The organism is Bacillus sp. EB106-02-03-XG38, assembly GCF_058792175.1.
This window is the reverse complement of record NZ_JBYTED010000001.1, coordinates 584,607-600,943: the sequence shown is the minus strand read 5'-3', so window position 1 is coordinate 600,943 and position 16,337 is coordinate 584,607. Positions and strand designations below refer to the sequence as shown.

The window sequence follows — 16,337 nt, the reverse complement described above, 5'->3', positions numbered from 1 at the left end:
AATCAACATAATTTTCCTCAGACTTAAGACCTAGAGAACAACATGCTGAAGGCGGATTCTTCGTATGTTACGTTTATAAAGGATGTTCTTCCTATCCCACTGTACTCAACCTTTTGACATACACCCTTTTTCAATGTGATAATTATATTACGCTCAAGTCTATTTCTTCCTGCGCGCTACGAATGCTCCATTTTGAAATGCCAATAACACCGTTTCAAACATTTCATCTTCTTCCATCATTTTTCTAAACTCGGCTAATTCACTTGCATGAGAAGTTGCATTATCAACAACAAGAATACCTTTTGGTTGTAAAATGCGTTTTATGTGCTCAAGCCACCACATGTATTGCGTACGCTCTGAATCTAGGAAAATAAAATCAAATGAATGATCTAGTTGCGCATCTAAAAATGCCCCTGCTTCTTGATTATGAACATCAATCCTTTGTATAAGGTTTGCCTTTTCAAAATTAACAAGTGCCTCTCCAACTCGTTCTGAAGAAAGTTCTACAGTTGTTACATTTCCATTTGTTTCTTCTACCGCGTTAGCTAACCACAATGTAGAATAACCATTAGAAGTTCCAATTTCTAAGATTCTTTTTGCGCTACACCCTTTTGCTAAAATTGATAAAAACTGTCCCATCTCACGAGAAATATTCCGTAATTTTTCTTCCCTTGTTTTTTTATTTCGATCATGCTCTTCTCCATATTGTTCAAGTTGAAATAATAATGAATCTAACGTATCCATTCTTTTCATCGCCTTTCCAAAGCAATATGATGAAAAAGCTCTTGTTGCCCGTCTACTTTCATTATATGCGAAACGAAAATCTTTTTCTTGTTATATGACAAAGATTTTAATTTTTTTATAGCATATTGTTTCGTTTTTTGGTAAAGTTAATTTCTACGTGCAATTATTCCATTCATACTATTTTTAATTCAATTGCAGTTATTAAATCATATAAACCCCAATTAAATGAATCGGTATTTCAAATTCAATTAAGCGCCCTTTCCGGACGCATTTTCTTTTGTTTTTATATTTCTAGAAGAAAGGATGCTTACAATGAACGTGATTAGCTTAGATGCTGCTCGAAAGCGAAAACAGCATAAAAAATTAATGATTACTATACCGATTATTTCACGTATTTATGAAGAAGACGGGGAAATTAAATTTGAGGTAGCTGGCGAAAAAGATGTACCTCTTGAAATGTTAGAGAAATAATAAAAAAGACGCACTTCTAAAGAAATGCGTCTTTTTTATACTATTCATTTAAATGTATAAGTTTTTCAGGATTAACCATCATATAAATGTTTGCGATTTTTTCATTCTCAAATGTAAATGAAAGCACGTAAGTCACTTTATTTTTCACTTTAACAATAACGCCTGGGGCACCATTTACTATCTTATACTCAACATTGTACACTGGCGGGAACTTCTTCCCAATCCCAAAGAATAAACGTATAATTCTATTTGCAGAGTAAATTGGATGAACTGCAGTTGTAACTTTACCCCCACCATCTGCTTTCAATATCGCATCTGTTTTTAATACTTCTAACATGCCTTGCGCATCCCCACACTGTAATGATGATACAAACTTTTCAACATAAGCAGCCATTTTTTTCGTACTTAACTTTGACTGCTTCGGCTTATCTAAAATACTTTTTCGTGCTCGTTGAAATATTTTCCGGCAATTCACACTACTCTTATCAACAATTGAAGCGATTTCTTCGTAGTCATAATCGAAAACCTCTCTTAATATGAAAACAACCCTCTCTACCTCAGACAATTGTTGTAAAAGTAATAAATATGCTGTAGAAATTGATTCTTTCATTACAAATGACTCTGATGGGTCATCAGTCTCTTCCACAAATGGTTCTGGTAACCACATTCCGACATATACGTTCCGTTTATGTGCTGCCGAGCGTAATTTATCAATTGAGCGATTTGTTACCATTTTACATAAATATGCTTTCATATTTTCTATAGATTGAACGTCCTCTATATTATTTAACGAGATAAAAACGTCATGAACGATATCCTCAGCATCCATAACACTCCCAAGGATTCTGTATGCTAATGAAAATAATAATGGTTGATACGTTTCATATAACTGCTCCGTTTCCATGATGAACTGCCTCACTTTCGGATTGCTTTAAAATGTGTAACGCCGCACGTTTGCCGCTTGCTACTGCAGCATCAGCTAATATTTCATCGTGCCCTGCCCAATCTCCTGCAACGTAAACACCTGGCATTTCATGTATGTTAGGGCCTGGTTTTTCAACACGGTCAATATGAGGAAAATCATGTACTACCGTAATTTTCGGTAAATATTGCTTTGCAACAACTTCTCTTCTCCAGTTCGGATGTAACAATTCCATCGTACTTTCTAACTGTTCTTTATCTTGTTGAATATGATTTAGTTCTAGCACAGGATTGTGATACTTAATTAGACTCACTGCAATCGATCCATCTTCACTTAATTTAGCTGCTCTCGATTGATTTGTGAAAAATATTGGTTGATCTAATCCCAAAGAAAAATGATGCATAGGATTCGGTAATTGTTTTAAACCAATATCTAACGCTGCCACGGTCACTTGTATAGATTGTTCACACCATTTTTGCAAACTTGTTCCCTCTGCACCTTTTATAATTTTACAAGCCTCTTTCGGCGGAGTTGTTACAATGACTGCACCTGCTTCAAATACTTCATCGTCAAAACATTGTATTCTTTGTTTCCCTTCACAATGCTCTATTTTCAAAACATGCTTTTTAGCCAGAAATTGCACACCACTATCACTCGCTATCTTCCTTAAATTTGTTATTATCGTCTCCCACCCCCCATCTACATAAAGTACTCCTTCTTTCATAGAAAGCTGTATTTGCTTTAGTACTGAAGATGCTAATTGTATTGTAGGAGCATACGTATATGTTGTTGTACGGCATAATGCATAAAATATATTTCGAACCATTGGATCTTTAATTTCCTTTTCCGCCCATGTAGATAGACTCATTTTTGAAACTTTTCCTACATCTAAATTCCCTAAATGAATCATTAGACGAGAGAACTGTACTTTTGCAGACCAAGAAAGTAACGGTGTTGATAAAATAGAGCGAAAATCTGTTGGGATGGTAAAAACATCCCCTTTCCATATTCCATGTGCTTTTGTAGATGGAACTCCACCTGGTAGATTTATACCTAGCTCATTAAAAGTTTTAAACGCTTCTCCACCTCTATATAAAGCATGTGCACCAAGATTCATACAAATGCCATTTTTATTTATAGTCTTCCCGCGACCGCCGAAGTGACTGGATTTTTCTAATACAATAACCTTCCTTCCAGCTTTCGCTAAATATATAGATGCTGTTAATCCAGCAAGCCCACCACCAACAATTGCTACATCAAAATTTTTCATAACAAAATCCCTCCTTATCCGTTCTACATACAAGACGAACGATTAACGAGGGATGTGACATTCAGTAATACATAATTTATTTTCTAATCCATTACATGCTGATGCCAAATTTCTCTTTCTTCTTCATTCATTCCTCCAATTATTTTTGAAAAATCTATTTTTCTATCAAATGAGTCTTTTAACATATGAAATTGTTCAAACGAACCTGTAAATATTTCTAATGAATGAGAACAACAAATCGTTTCAAGGTTATCAATTGTTGCGCCATCTAATTCTAATTCCTTTAGTCCTTTCATATTACCTAATGCGGCTCCATCCTTTACCTTTGTATCTGTCAACTTTATATTTCGAATTGATGAATTGTGTTGTAAACAATTTAAATTAACAAAGGTGCTATTTTCAAATTCAATTGATATTAATTTTTTTAAATTTTGCAAAACAAGTAAATCCAGTTCACTAACATTTTCTAAACCTAAAATATATAAATACTTTAAAGAATCTACTTTTGAAATTGCATAGAGCTGCTCACAATTTGAAATATGTACTGTAAGTGATTCTAAATTTTGAAACTTCGATAATAATGAAAAATCTTGAATACTAGTATGTGAAATGTCTAATTTCTTTAATGCTGATATTTCTACAAGTTCCGACAGATTATTTATCTTCGTATTTTTTATATTCATTTCTTGTAAGTGCTGCAAGTGTAATACTGGCGTTAAATCTTGAACTGGGTTATTTACTAAATATAACTTCTTTAAAGCATTCATTTGTTCTAATCCTGCTAAATCTTGAATTTCATTTCCAGATAAAATTAGTTCTCTCACTTCTGTACATATCAGTAATGGACTTATATCTACTAATCCATTTCCACCTAAATATAATCTCTTCTCCCTCATAAACTTGCCTGCACATTCAGATGGACCCACTATATTTCTCCAATTCTCATCTAAACTATCGTACCAATCATTAATGTTTTTTTCAGATTGAAATATTAATTGAGGATGTAAAACAGGTAATTCAATATTAAATAAAGCATCTAAAAAATGTATATTATCGTTAGCACCATAACTCCAATATAAATAGTCTTCTTCTTGGTGAATAGTGAAATGTTTATTTTTTAACGTTTGTACAATAAATAGTAACAAGTCTGAAATTCTATTCGCAATTACATATTTCACTTCTTCATCTCGTCCAAAATTAATAACTTGTCCCACTTTTCCCTTTTCATCCGGGTCAACATCTATTCCTATGTTGTTACCACCATAATCTTTACTAATAGGTATCCAATTGTGATTCACATATCTTTCCTTAATGCATTCTGCTGGTATTGAAAATGCATCAAAATTTAAAAAATCAACCTCTTCAATTCTTTTCCATATTCTCCACTCATCCAAAACTTGATCTAATGAGAGAAATGGTAAACCAAAAAATAACCCAGGTCCTGATCTATCCTCACCGTTATGTGCAAGATAAAGATTTCGTAATTCATCTGGAAACACAATTCCCATTTCATTTTCAACATCTTGAATTTCTTCTATTGTTGCAGGCGCATTCAAAAACGGTTTAAAGTAATTTTTCAATTCAACTTCCAACTCTTTTACAATAGTATGATTCATTTTCTACACTCCCCTTGTACTCCAAATTTCAAAAAACCGCTATATTTTACATTAATTGTAATTAATAGCACCTTTTTTCGCAATGAAATTATTGTAATGTTATTGCATACAAATGAACAATTTTATTACTTTACAAACCAAGAGCAGCAATGCTTTCACATTTCAATAACTAGACTCATATCTTAAATTCAAATTGCATGAAAATATAAGAAAGGTGGGTAATACTAATGACTTCTAGTATCGACTACACTTCCCCCTCAACTAATTTCACCTATGATTTAAGTAAAAGTAATTTTTTTAAAAAAGATACCCAAAATTATATAAACGTACTTGGCGTGAAACAATTAAATACGTTAGAAAATACTTCTTTATTAGATATTTATTTAAATACAGGAAATGTTGTGGAGCCACATATTCATCAAAACGCAGCTGAACTTGTTTACTGTATTTCAGGGTCTGCTGTTGTTTCTTTACTGAATCCTTTTACTAATCAAATATTAAACTTACCGATACAACCAGGGCAAGTCGCCAACATTCCACAAGCGTGGTGGCATTATGAAGTCGCTACAGCAGATGGTACTCATTTATTAGCTATTTTCAACGCCCCAACACCAGAAGTTATTTTTGGTTCTGATATGTTACGCTTAACACCCGCTAATATAATGGCTCATACTTACTGTATTGATGAACAACAATGGAAACAAGCAGTATCCCCTATTCAATCCACTACAGTAATTGGTCCTCCAGCAAACTGCAATCAAAACCGCGGAATGATAGACACACCAACTCAGCTTCCTAGTCCACAACAAAATTTATATTATCAAGATTCATATTATTTCCCTCTTTACTGGGGATATTAATTTATATCATGAATAAAAAATCTCCTCGGAAAATACGTAGGAGATTTTTTACTGTATTTCCTCCATTCCTATTTTTTTCGTAACATTTAATAGAGTACATACATATAATATTTATATATTTAATTGGAGGTGATAGTACTATGAGTAATTATAACTACCGAAAAAATAACTCCTATAATAAAAATAGTAGTTCATCAACATCCTCTCAGTCTTCCAATTCTCAATCTTCCAATTCCCAGTCGCAAAGAGATTTAGCCAATCAAGGCTATGTAAAGAAAAAAGGATGTAACTGTAATAAAAACAAATAGTTTATTACCAATTTGAACTATAACATTTCAGCGCTCATGATAAATACCTTACTTTTCTTGTATACCGTTTATGTAATGGATGAATTCTATTAAAAATAGAATTCATCTTTTTTATTTATAGGTAATTTTTTAAACTGCATAACTTATTCTATAAACAATAAAGTGTAAATCATACATTTTAATTTTCCTTTTATACCAACTTAACAATGAGGAATTTCTTAATTGATGTATCACCTATCTTCCCATAAAATATAGCCCTTCCTAATAAAATTAGAAAAGGCTATATACAGAATACATTACCACAAGTTATTGGATATTAATACCTGCACTTACAAATCCAGCAACTGCAGCTATTGGACTTGCTGCCGTTAATGAAACATATAACAGTATTTTATCTCCAGCAGCTACTGGAATAGCTTCAGGTATGATTCCCGATGCTGTAGCACCAATCGCTATTACAGCAAATGCTGGTGCTAATAATAGAGGTGCGCCCTGTACTGTAAACGTATTACTCGCTGCAGGTGCAGTTAATATTTGTATCTGCACTTGAACAGGTGATAATGGAGCTAATGCAGCTGTTGCACTAAAGAAACCTGCTAATGACGTAATAACCCCATCACGTGGTGCTACAAATGCATAATCACCTACACCTAATGCTAATGTGATACTAGTTCCACCTGTTAAAGCTACACCAGGCTGACTAAATCCAAATCCAAGGAGTGTCCCCGTATTAGCTATTAATGCGTTAACTAACGCAGATGGTGTTGTACCTGAAGCGAATGGAATAATAGCTCCGCCACCAGTTGCTCCTGTTGCTCCTGTTAATCCTGTTGCTCCCGTTGCTCCTGTTGGACCTGTGTCTCCCGTTGGACCTGTTGGGCCTGTTGCTCCTGTTGGGCCTGTGTCTCCTGTTGGGCCTGTCGCTCCTGCTACTCCTGTGTCTCCCGTTGGACCTGTTGGGCCTGCTGCTCCTGTGTCTCCCGTTGGACCTGTTGGGCCTGTCGCTCCTGCTAGACCTGTGTCTCCCGTTGGACCTGTTGGGCCTGTTACTCCTGCTCCAGTCGCTCCTGTCGGGCCTGTTGCTCCTGTTGCTCCTGTTGCTCCGCCTCCTGGACCTGTTGGACCTGTTGGACCTGTTGGGCCACCTCCTGGAGTAGCACCAATTAGTTGAACTAATAAGTTTAATAGAAGTTGTAAGCTTGCAGGATCAATAATTAAAGAGAAGAAGAATGGTGCAAGAGCACTGAAGAATTGTTGTAATAAAGAAAGTAATTGACCTAGGTCTGGGTTTGGAGATTGTAGTAAGTTAATAATACTTTGAATTAATTGTTTTAAGAAATTCCCTTCTGGAGAAGGTGCTAATTCATTTAGTAAATTCAATAGTTGCGTAAACAAATTGAGTAAAGCTAATCTGTTTGCATCACTTGGATTTGCAAAAAACGCTGCAATAGCCGCAATTAAAGAGTTTAGTAAAGTGATTAATCTACCTAATTGTTCGCTAGTAATCGGAACCGTTTGTGGATTGTTACAACAATCTGGAGTGAAAACAATCGGATTATTGCAGTTGTTATGACCAAAACAATTATTATGTGACATTAATTTCCTCCTTACTTATTTTATAATTGAGTATTTTCCTATTAATAAGAACTATAAAATCGTGCATAGGTTTCATTCACTTAAAATAGGAAACATGAATTATAATTAAACTTTAAAACGATATTTAATTATGTTCATGACTCACATATTAATTATATGTTTTTAATAATTGACTGCTTAGATTAAACACCTAAACTTAAGAGTTTATTTTATTTTTCCACGTTTATCTCTTAAGTCCAAAAGCACATTTTAATTTAAATATTAAAACTAAGTATTAGCATATAACCAATAACTAACAAGTAATAACACCACCTTTTCAAATAAATAACAATAATACCTTTACTTAAATTGTGTTCCCTCTATTATCATAAAGCCGTTTCTATTATCAAAAACTCTCATACAATATAGTGGACAAGTTATTGTATACTTCGTTCCAAAAAACAATTTAGGGAGTGAGAATTAATTGCCTATTATTCAACCATTTATGGCATCTAGAAGATTCACCTCTACACTAAGTGCTGGAACTGGAACTGGAGCAGCTTTCGCAATTGCTGCAACTGCTTGTTTAAATGATGCCGGTACTACTGCAACTGCTTTTCCGACTTTTACGTATTACAACTTATATGTAAACGGCATTCTTCAACCTAGTGTGAACTCCAGTGTTACTACTGGACCTACTGGCGCTATCACAATTCCTGGTGGAGATGCATTAGACGGTGGAATTCCAATTACAATTGAATTTATCGTCACTTAATTTTAGCTAATTTAAAGTAGAAAAAAGACAGATTCTTTTCATTTAAGAATCTGTCTTTTTTAATTAATAGTGATAAATTGCAAAATAATTGATGAACCTTGTGATGGGGGTTGATTATCCAATAATGTTAGCTGACCAGTACTAACTTGATATAATGGTTGTGGTTGAAGTATTCCATTAATAAACAAGTTAATATATGAAACCTCATCAGGAGCTAATATGTGAGTTGTACCATATTGAGCGATCCCATCTGAATCTGTATATATAAGTTTCTCTCCATCTGAAAAAGTGTAAAATAATAAATTAGTTGTTGTTATGGGACCAATAACTCCCGTTGCCCCTGTTATTCCCGTCGGACCTGTTGCTCCCGTTGCCCCCGTTAAACCCGTTGTTCCTGTTACTCCTGTTACTCCTGTTGCTCCTGTTATTCCCGTTGTTCCTGTTATTCCTGTTATTCCCGTCGGACCTGTTACTCCTGTTGCTCCTGTTACTCCTGTTGTTCCTGTTGTTCCTGTTGCTCCTGTTATTCCCGTTGCTCCTGTTATTCCCGTCGGACCTGTTACTCCCGTTGTTCCTGTTGCTCCTGTTATTCCCGTCGGACCTGTTACTCCCGTTGCTCCTGTTATTCCCGTCGGACCTGTTACTCCTGTTGTTCCTGTTGTTCCCGTTGTTCCTGTTACTCCTGTTATTCCCGTCGGACCTGTTACTCCTGTTACTCCTGTTGTTCCCGTTGTTCCTGTTACTCCTGTTATTCCCGTCGGACCTGTTACTCCTGTTGTTCCTGTTGTTCCTGTTGTTCCCGTTGTTCCTGTTGCTCCTGTTATTCCCGTCGGACCTGTTACTCCTGTTGTTCCCGTTGTTCCCGTTGTTCCTGTTACTCCTGTTATTCCCGTCGGACCTGTTACTCCTGTTGTTCCTGTTGCTCCCGTTGGACCTGTTGCTCCCGTTGGAATATAAATTGGCGGAAGAGCTGGAAAGGTAGGTCCAATATTTTCAGATCTTATCATACCTTTATTCAACGATAATTTGTCATTGCAGTTCAATTTAATACCTCATTCCATATTTCCGTTTACTAATTAACAAAATATAACATCTATCATTTTAGAAAAATTCTATAACTTTTTCATATTAAAATGACTTTTACATATAATAAACTCTTTACCGTTGCTCTAACTAGTAGTATTAATATAATAAAATGATAGTTCCATTTCAAAATACTAAATCGGTTACGTTCTAATTTAAAAATGAGGTGATTTATATTCAAGATAAGAATGAAAAAATAAAAAAAGAACTATTATCACTGGCTCTTGAAATTATTCTTCCATACAGACTTACAGGTCCTACTGGGCCTACAGGCATTACTGGATCTACAGGTATTACTGGATCTACAGGTATTACTGGGCCTATTATCACAACAAACTCTATTTTCGCTAATAATACGTTAGGTGGTCCCATTTCAGTCATATTAGGTGGAACAAATATTCCACTTTCTAATAACCAAAGTCTCGGTAATTTTACAGTGAACGCTTCAAATGATATTTTTACAATTCCTGTTACTGGGAGATATTATTTAACCTATCAAGTTATTACGACAACTGCACTACTTGCTGGTACAAGACTTCTATTAAACTCTTCAACTCCACTTCCCGGATCTATTGTTTCACCCGCACTATCAACTTCAAATTATAATAATAATTTAATAACCAATTTAATTGCCGGTAATACAATTTCACTTCAACTATTCGGCGTATTATCCGTAATTAATTTAATTGGAGGCGGTTCAACAGGTGCCTCTTTAACAATTATACGAATCGATTAAAAAATGATTCGTTCTTTTTATAATAATCATTCTGAAATTCTAAAACAGTAACTATTTCGTCAGTCCTAAAGTTACTATTTCAATAACCTCACGACAATATTTATGCAATTAGAGACACTTTGTACTATATTAACAGTGGAAATTATCTATACTAAATTTTCCGTATATACATTATCAATTTACACTTCTTCCTGCCAATGTTACATTGAATAAGAAGACAGTTTCTCAAATGCGAACCATCTCAATACGTTTTTGAGAAACATACTCCAATCCTATACGCGAGAGCAATACTATGTTGACACTCAAACGAGTGTCTTTTTTTTATGAATTCATAAAATAAAACCATCTCTTATAGATGGTTTATCAACACACATTTCTTTATATTCTTGAAGTAATCGCAAGTTTATGAAGTTGGATAATAAATGGTCATACTTAACCGAGTTAGTGTTCTTCCGGAATTATGATAGAAGTGTGGTCTATCTGCCTTAAAGCGAATTGCATCCCCGCAATTTAATTTATATTGACAATCATTTATTTCAATTGTCAATTCCCCTTCAAACACCGTTATAAATTCTTCGGTCCTTTCTTTATGGCCTTCCGAACTTAATTTTCCTTCTGTTTCAATTTCAATCGTATAGATTTCAAAGTTCCTATCATCTTGAAAAGGAAAAGAAGGATACACTTTATATCTCCCATTGTCTTCTGATAATACTTGTACATCATTTCGTAAAACAACTTTCGTATCTGGTTGCGGATTATTGATTAAAGAAGTAAAAGACACTTTTAAACCATTAGCGATTTTCCATATCGTTGTTAATGTTGGGCTTGACTCTCCTCGTTCAATTTGTCCAATCATCGTTTTACTTACACCTGTTAATTGAGAGACCTTTTCTAAACTCATTTTCTCTTTTTCACGTATTGTTTTTAAATTTTTTGCTAAAATAAGTTGAATTTCTTCCATAAGAAACACCCCTACACTATATACAATATAACGACCGTTATGTATAATAAAAAGTACACGTTATATTGTTCTTTTCGGTCATTATAACACACACTAAATATTTTGGGGGTTTTGAAATGCCTATATTTTCTTTTTTGTTATTTGTTTTTATAAGTAGCTTCACACCCGGACCTAACAATTTTTTAGCTATGACATACGCCAATCAACATGGGTTAAAAAGAAGTATGCAATTTTGCTTCGGAGTCGCTTTCGGTTTCTTCATCCTCACTTCCTTATGTAGTTTCTTTAATATTGTACTCATCAATATCTTACCCATAATCGAATTTCCTTTAAAAATTTTAGGTGTAGCTTATATGCTATATTTAGCTTTTAAAATACTCACTAGTAAAACTAGTGCAGATCCCGATGAAAAATATAATAAAAATTTATTCAAAGTTGGGATATTCATCCAGTTTGTTAATCCTAAAGGAATACTATTCGGACTAACTGTAGTATCAACTTTTATTCTCCCTTACTATAATTCATACTCGAGTTATCTACTTTTTTCATTATTTCTAGGTTTAGTCGGCTTAATGAGTACATTTAGTTGGAGCTTATTTGGTTCCATGTTTCAAAAACTTTTATTAAAGCATACGAAATCATTTAATATCATTATGGCCCTTTTATTAATGTTTAGCGCTATTTCAATTTTAGCCAATTAAATTAAAATTCTGAATTTTCATTTAATACTACGTGTTAAAAATAAAGCTGAGATGTCCAATCAAACTCTCTCATACAATACTTATTAATTTTCAAGGCAGGAGTCTCCTTTATCTAATCTAATTCATACGAAATAAAGTGAATCTTTAATCAGCCCGTCCCCCACCTAACTTCATTGCTTCCGCTGAATTTTTTTTGGATCTTACTTCCTGTTAATGCGGGATAAAATTTTAAAAAGAGGATTACTCATTAAAAGTAATCCTCTTTTTTTGTGCCGATTGTATTTTAAATATACTGTTCCTCAAACTTAAACCTTTACTTAACTTCATACCACCAACCTTTTCGATCAAGGTAATCCGTCATTCCTTTAAGCTGCGCATCTGAAGTTGGTTCAGAGATAAAATATGTTAGACCATCCGATTGTAAGATAAATTTGGCCGTCATTTTAAGAGATGTTAATGCTCCCATCACATCAGGTGTTTCATAAGGGGAAAAAGCTCCTGTTTGAATGATATTTTGTTTAGATGGCGGAGTTGTCCCACTAGACTGCCCAGTTAAAGCATACACAATTGAATTTGCAATCTTATCTGGATTCCATTTTGCCATATCTGCTTCATTATCGATAAATCCAAGTTCAATTAAAATTGCAGGTGCTTTCGTATTCGCTAATACATAAAGGTCTTTTCGTTCCTTAGCACCACGATTTGTCCAGCCAATATCTTTTGAAAGTTGCGCTGCTATTTTTGCTGATAAAGCTTGTTGGTCATAGTACAGAACTTCAACACCATTAGCTTTCGTATCATATGAGTTTAAGTGAAATGAAACTACTAAGTCTACATCATGTGAGTTTGTTTTAGATACGATGTTATTTAAATTTTGCGCTTGTGTTGTCCCTACTTCATCAGTGTCATCATAAACTGTATGCCCTAAAGCTCTTAATTTAGCAACAACTGCATCCTTAACTTGTCGATCCATAATGTGTTCTTTCCGATTCCCATAATTTGCACCTTGTACAATACTATTGTGACCTCCATGTAAACTATATCTAGTCATTGTTCCACATCCTTTTTTATTAATATATTCAAAGCTCGTCTTATTGTCTGGTCAAATATCCTGTAGAGCTCAAGCAAACACTAATTAGGGCACTAATCTATTCTCTAAAACAAATGTTTTAAGTTACAACATTTATCTATTTAAACTATTTATTTAGAAATCTTTTTATTGTAATACAGAAAAATACGTTATAATATAAATTACTGTTCTTTAGGAGGAGTTTAATGGCAGATAAATATAAATTTTTGATACTCATTGTTACAGCATTTTTTTCTTTCTTTTCCTTAATAAAAGATTTCCGTAACACTTCAAAAAGTTTCTTTTGGGGGAGCTTTACAATCTTAACAAGCTTTCTATTATTATTAACTCATGCTTTAGAATTAACTCCAATACTTCTCTATTCAGCACAGATGGCTCTTGAAATTATTACAATTCCACGTAAATTAATTCTTCCATCTAGCACTGAAGTTGCTTGTTTTTACTAACAATCCGTGAATTTAAAAACTTCAACTCTATATTTCTAATTATCTTTACAAATATAAAAATGCGGTTTCTCCTTCCTAGAGAAACCGCACTATATTAAATTTAAAACTGACTAGTATACAAATCAAAGTTATATCCTCATATTTACGATTTGTTATTTCACCATCATGTTCCTTATAAATTTTAAACACCTTATCTCTTTCTATGCTTCTCCTGCTCACCTCATATCACCCATCACCTTTATTTTAGTAGGAAGAAACTCGTAATAATTCCTCCTTATAGTAATTCCCTTTTATAAATTCTTTCATTTAAATGTATAATTATATAAAAATCCCTAAAAATCAAAATCGAGGTGAACACCATGAAAAGTTTTGGAATGGTATGCTATTAGTACTCTCTACTGTCTGTTCAGTACTCATAGTATATTATAAATTCAATTCCTTCTATATTAAATTTATATCAGGCAATGCATATTACTGGCTAAACAGTATCTATCCTAACTGTTGGGTTCCTTATAATCCTTAATTATCAACATAAAAGATATTATCACGAAAAACTACACAACTTCTGACTCGAATTAAGGAGCCTCCTATGCTTCCTTTTTCTATGTAAAATAAAAAAGCAGCTATTAGGCTACTTAAATTTCGGCTTATCACCAAATAAAATGATATATATATTCTCCCGTTATACTTTCATCAACTCCTGCAACCCTAGCAAATCTCATCACGTCAGCACCCTGAAGGAAATACATCGTTAGCATAACTGGCACCCGTGACCACATAAATCGATAAAGCTCATTTACTCTTTTCCTAGTCGTAACAAATAAATCATTCGCAGGTCCATTAATCCATGCAGTTGTCCTAACTGAAGTAAACGGAAGATCTATCCCATTAACAACTATTCTTGCCATACTTTGTGTTATATCCACATCGATCCCCTCATTCCAAGAATCAAATCTATATCCCATATTTACATAAGTATTCTTAGCTATAAGAAATGTTTAAAGAGAATTTTTTTATTTTTATGAACTTCCACAAAACCACCTCAAAAGAAACTTATTTTATAAATTCCATAACGAAAACTAATTTATGCAGGGGAATTAATATTTCATACATCGCGGGTTTTCAGCAACTAATCACCATTATTTCCTGCATAAATTTAACCTAGTTAATTACCTGCGCTTTTTATTTAATACATGCTCAAACAACTTAAGTTCTATATTTCAGTTAGCTTTTGCTAGCTGCTCTTTTATTCTTTTTTCACCCATTCCCCACCACACAATTCCCAGCCTTGCTCCTTTAGTTGTCCAAGTTACTTCCTTCTTGATCAGCCACTAAATCTAAATACTCTTGATGTTTCCTTATGTGATATGATGCTTCCTATTCGTAGTCATCAATATTTTTTATTGATTGTTATGCATAACGTTTATAAGCTTCGATTCTATCCTCTGGTCACTTTTTCATATCCATTCCCCTTTACTACAAGATGAAATTTTTATTGTAATCTTTCTCTGTAAGATTTTTTATGGCTAGTTTCTTTCTCTAAATTACATACAAAGAACTCCCAATGAGTGAAACAGTTAGCAAAAGCTAACTGTTTTCTAATTAAAATAACTATTTTGTTTAAATCCACCTTAATTTACATCACATATTCTTAACGTTCAAATTAATAACTGTATAATATAATTAAACTATTTGCATGAGGGGTGATCACTATAAATTGGAAACAAAAATACAATCCAAAGTAGCTCTTTTACCGCATGTATAGTTATATTTATAAAGCCCTTGATGATATATCATGGTCCTTAAAATAATGTAAATTGTTATGAGTACACATTTTTTGTGTACTCTTTTCATACCCCTATAAAATAACGCTTTCATTTCAAAGTTATATTGTTATTAAATTATCTATTCTACTCCTCTTCTCTTGTTCATATGCCGAGTTGTTTATTCATAAATTAAAAATAATTAACATAACTGAATGGAGGCTAACCATGTCATTTGCAAATATTATTAAATACGGACGCGTTCCGCACTTTAACTCTAACTTCCCTTTGATTTTATTTTGGAGTCAGAAAAGTGGCTGTACTTCACTTGCACATTGGTTTTTTTATCAAATAAATTTATTTAAACAAGCCATAAAATACGATTCCTTCATCCATAATTATGAAAATGAAATTTACAAAAACTCCTCCAACTACTTTATTGAACTAGCTACAGCTTTATATACAAATCGAAAAGATTCCTATAAATTAGTGAGAAACCCCTATACAAGAGCTGTCAGTTCATTCTTTTCACTAATTGCCCCCCCTCACATAGAAAACCCAGCATGGAATCCTATTCGGAATTTTTATTATGGTAATGAATTTTGTAATAAGCCTATTTCATTTAAAATCTTTCTCTACTATTTAAAAATGCAAATGAAAGATTTAGAACACGTAGATCCACATTTAATGCAGCAATATGAACCAGCTGAGGAGGAGTTTGTTACCAAGTATATCTACCTTGAAAATTTCTCTACTGAAATTGTGCGCTTAGAACAAACATATCAATTAAAAACTTCTCCTTTACACATACTAACCAAATCATGGCATCATCAGAAGGACAGGGCGATTTTTAGAGGTGATTTTGCAGATGCTGATATTACCGATCCTTTATTCCCACGCCTCCCAACATACGATAGTTTTTATAATCATGAAACTATCCAATTAGTACAGGATATTTTTAATAAAGATTTTAGCACGTACAATTACCCATTAACTCCTTTAAAAAATAAGTGATT

General features: G+C 33.5%; 16 protein-coding genes and 1 pseudogene. 8 read left to right on the top strand and 9 right to left on the bottom strand.

What is annotated here, in order from left to right; all coding sequences use genetic code 11:
- Window positions 1-159 precede the first annotated feature (159 nt).
- Window positions 160-753 carry an O-methyltransferase gene (locus AC3WTI_RS02985; RefSeq protein WP_087956477.1) on the bottom strand — a complete coding sequence of 198 codons (594 nt, stop codon included), beginning with the start codon at window positions 751-753 and terminating at the stop codon, window positions 160-162.
- Window positions 754-1,056: 303 nt separating this feature from the next.
- Here AC3WTI_RS02985 and AC3WTI_RS02980 point away from each other — a divergent pair, with 303 nt between their 5' ends.
- Window positions 1,057-1,215: a hypothetical protein gene (locus tag AC3WTI_RS02980; RefSeq protein WP_001100983.1), complete on the top strand. Its 159-nt coding sequence runs from the start codon at window positions 1,057-1,059 to the stop codon at window positions 1,213-1,215.
- Between the two features lie 40 nt (window positions 1,216-1,255).
- On the opposite strand, the gene AC3WTI_RS02975 is transcribed toward AC3WTI_RS02980, so the two are convergent.
- The 3 genes from AC3WTI_RS02975 to AC3WTI_RS02965 form a co-directional block, all read right to left on the bottom strand.
- Window positions 1,256-2,119 carry a sigma-70 family RNA polymerase sigma factor gene (locus AC3WTI_RS02975; protein ID WP_097840991.1) on the bottom strand — a complete coding sequence of 288 codons (864 nt, stop codon included), beginning with the start codon at window positions 2,117-2,119 and terminating at the stop codon, window positions 1,256-1,258.
- Entirely contained in the window at window positions 2,097-3,407 is a 1,311-nt protein-coding gene (locus tag AC3WTI_RS02970) for a phytoene desaturase family protein (RefSeq protein ID WP_087956475.1), read from the bottom strand. The genes AC3WTI_RS02975 and AC3WTI_RS02970 overlap by 23 nt, the downstream gene beginning before the upstream one ends.
- 83 nt (window positions 3,408-3,490) lie before the next feature.
- Window positions 3,491-5,023, bottom strand: a complete 1,533-nt coding sequence (locus AC3WTI_RS02965; RefSeq protein WP_087956474.1) for an SMI1/KNR4 family protein — start codon at window positions 5,021-5,023, stop codon at window positions 3,491-3,493.
- Window positions 5,024-5,250: 227 nt separating this feature from the next.
- Between AC3WTI_RS02965 and AC3WTI_RS02960 the strand changes: the two genes are divergently transcribed.
- Complete coding sequence (locus AC3WTI_RS02960) at window positions 5,251-5,883, top strand: cupin domain-containing protein (protein WP_097840990.1); 633 nt, start codon at window positions 5,251-5,253, stop codon at window positions 5,881-5,883.
- Between the two features lie 614 nt (window positions 5,884-6,497).
- On the opposite strand, the gene AC3WTI_RS02955 is transcribed toward AC3WTI_RS02960, so the two are convergent.
- Complete coding sequence (locus AC3WTI_RS02955) at window positions 6,498-7,787, bottom strand: exosporium glycoprotein BclB-related protein (RefSeq protein ID WP_097840989.1); 1,290 nt, start codon at window positions 7,785-7,787, stop codon at window positions 6,498-6,500.
- A 463-nt stretch (window positions 7,788-8,250) separates the two neighbouring features.
- Here AC3WTI_RS02955 and AC3WTI_RS02950 point away from each other — a divergent pair, with 463 nt between their 5' ends.
- Window positions 8,251-8,541, top strand: coding sequence for a DUF4183 domain-containing protein (locus AC3WTI_RS02950; protein WP_075306826.1), 291 nt, complete (start codon window positions 8,251-8,253; stop codon window positions 8,539-8,541).
- A gap of 59 nt (window positions 8,542-8,600) precedes the next feature.
- Here the strand turns inward: AC3WTI_RS02950 and AC3WTI_RS02945 are convergent, their stop codons facing one another.
- Window positions 8,601-9,584: a DUF4183 domain-containing protein gene (locus AC3WTI_RS02945; RefSeq protein WP_144488240.1), complete on the bottom strand. Its 984-nt coding sequence runs from the start codon at window positions 9,582-9,584 to the stop codon at window positions 8,601-8,603.
- Window positions 9,585-9,790: 206 nt separating this feature from the next.
- Here AC3WTI_RS02945 and AC3WTI_RS02940 point away from each other — a divergent pair, with 206 nt between their 5' ends.
- Window positions 9,791-10,360 carry a BclA C-terminal domain-containing protein gene (locus tag AC3WTI_RS02940; RefSeq protein ID WP_097840988.1) on the top strand — a complete coding sequence of 190 codons (570 nt, stop codon included), beginning with the start codon at window positions 9,791-9,793 and terminating at the stop codon, window positions 10,358-10,360.
- 403 nt (window positions 10,361-10,763) lie between these two features.
- Here AC3WTI_RS02940 and AC3WTI_RS02935 read toward each other — a convergent pair whose 3' ends face one another.
- The gene (locus AC3WTI_RS02935) at window positions 10,764-11,321 is read right to left on the bottom strand and encodes a helix-turn-helix domain-containing protein (RefSeq protein WP_087956469.1); all 558 of its coding nucleotides are present in this window, start codon (window positions 11,319-11,321) and stop codon (window positions 10,764-10,766) included.
- Window positions 11,322-11,437: 116 nt separating this feature from the next.
- Between AC3WTI_RS02935 and AC3WTI_RS02930 the strand changes: the two genes are divergently transcribed.
- Window positions 11,438-12,022, top strand: coding sequence for a LysE family transporter (locus AC3WTI_RS02930; protein ID WP_087956468.1), 585 nt, complete (start codon window positions 11,438-11,440; stop codon window positions 12,020-12,022).
- 313 nt (window positions 12,023-12,335) lie between these two features.
- On the opposite strand, the gene AC3WTI_RS02925 is transcribed toward AC3WTI_RS02930, so the two are convergent.
- A complete protein-coding gene (locus tag AC3WTI_RS02925) occupies window positions 12,336-13,073 on the bottom strand; it encodes an N-acetylmuramoyl-L-alanine amidase (protein WP_087956467.1) in 738 nt (245 codons plus the stop codon).
- Between the two features lie 224 nt (window positions 13,074-13,297).
- Here AC3WTI_RS02925 and AC3WTI_RS02920 point away from each other — a divergent pair, with 224 nt between their 5' ends.
- Both AC3WTI_RS02920 and AC3WTI_RS02915 read left to right on the top strand, forming a co-directional pair.
- On the top strand, window positions 13,298-13,558 hold the full coding sequence (locus AC3WTI_RS02920; protein ID WP_087956466.1) for a hypothetical protein: 261 nt from the start codon (window positions 13,298-13,300) through the stop codon (window positions 13,556-13,558).
- A gap of 379 nt (window positions 13,559-13,937) precedes the next feature.
- Window positions 13,938-14,137, top strand: a pseudogene (locus AC3WTI_RS02915) (hypothetical protein).
- Window positions 14,138-14,208: 71 nt separating this feature from the next.
- Here the strand turns inward: AC3WTI_RS02915 and AC3WTI_RS02910 are convergent.
- A complete protein-coding gene (locus AC3WTI_RS02910) occupies window positions 14,209-14,523 on the bottom strand; it encodes a hypothetical protein (RefSeq protein WP_097840987.1) in 315 nt (104 codons plus the stop codon).
- Window positions 14,524-15,549: 1,026 nt separating this feature from the next.
- Between AC3WTI_RS02910 and AC3WTI_RS02905 the strand changes: the two genes are divergently transcribed.
- Window positions 15,550-16,335: a sulfotransferase family 2 domain-containing protein gene (locus AC3WTI_RS02905; protein WP_087956464.1), complete on the top strand. Its 786-nt coding sequence runs from the start codon at window positions 15,550-15,552 to the stop codon at window positions 16,333-16,335.
- The last annotated feature ends 2 nt before the right edge of the window (window positions 16,336-16,337 follow it).

Coding starts and splice junctions, on each gene's coding strand:
- AC3WTI_RS02975 (WP_097840991.1), bottom strand. CDS start 2,119: ATGGAAACGGAGCAGTTATATGAAACGTATCAACCATTATTATTTTCA.
- AC3WTI_RS02930 (WP_087956468.1), top strand. CDS start 11,438: ATGCCTATATTTTCTTTTTTGTTATTTGTTTTTATAAGTAGCTTCACA.
- AC3WTI_RS02980 (WP_001100983.1), top strand. CDS start 1,057: ATGAACGTGATTAGCTTAGATGCTGCTCGAAAGCGAAAACAGCATAAA.
- AC3WTI_RS02955 (WP_097840989.1), bottom strand. CDS start 7,787: ATGTCACATAATAATTGTTTTGGTCATAACAACTGCAATAATCCGATT.
- AC3WTI_RS02935 (WP_087956469.1), bottom strand. CDS start 11,321: ATGGAAGAAATTCAACTTATTTTAGCAAAAAATTTAAAAACAATACGT.
- AC3WTI_RS02965 (WP_087956474.1), bottom strand. CDS start 5,023: ATGAATCATACTATTGTAAAAGAGTTGGAAGTTGAATTGAAAAATTAC.
- AC3WTI_RS02970 (WP_087956475.1), bottom strand. CDS start 3,407: ATGAAAAATTTTGATGTAGCAATTGTTGGTGGTGGGCTTGCTGGATTA.
- AC3WTI_RS02960 (WP_097840990.1), top strand. CDS start 5,251: ATGACTTCTAGTATCGACTACACTTCCCCCTCAACTAATTTCACCTAT.
- AC3WTI_RS02905 (WP_087956464.1), top strand. CDS start 15,550: ATGTCATTTGCAAATATTATTAAATACGGACGCGTTCCGCACTTTAAC.
- AC3WTI_RS02925 (WP_087956467.1), bottom strand. CDS start 13,073: ATGACTAGATATAGTTTACATGGAGGTCACAATAGTATTGTACAAGGT.
- AC3WTI_RS02910 (WP_097840987.1), bottom strand. CDS start 14,523: ATGGGATATAGATTTGATTCTTGGAATGAGGGGATCGATGTGGATATA.
- AC3WTI_RS02985 (WP_087956477.1), bottom strand. CDS start 753: ATGAAAAGAATGGATACGTTAGATTCATTATTATTTCAACTTGAACAA.
- AC3WTI_RS02920 (WP_087956466.1), top strand. CDS start 13,298: ATGGCAGATAAATATAAATTTTTGATACTCATTGTTACAGCATTTTTT.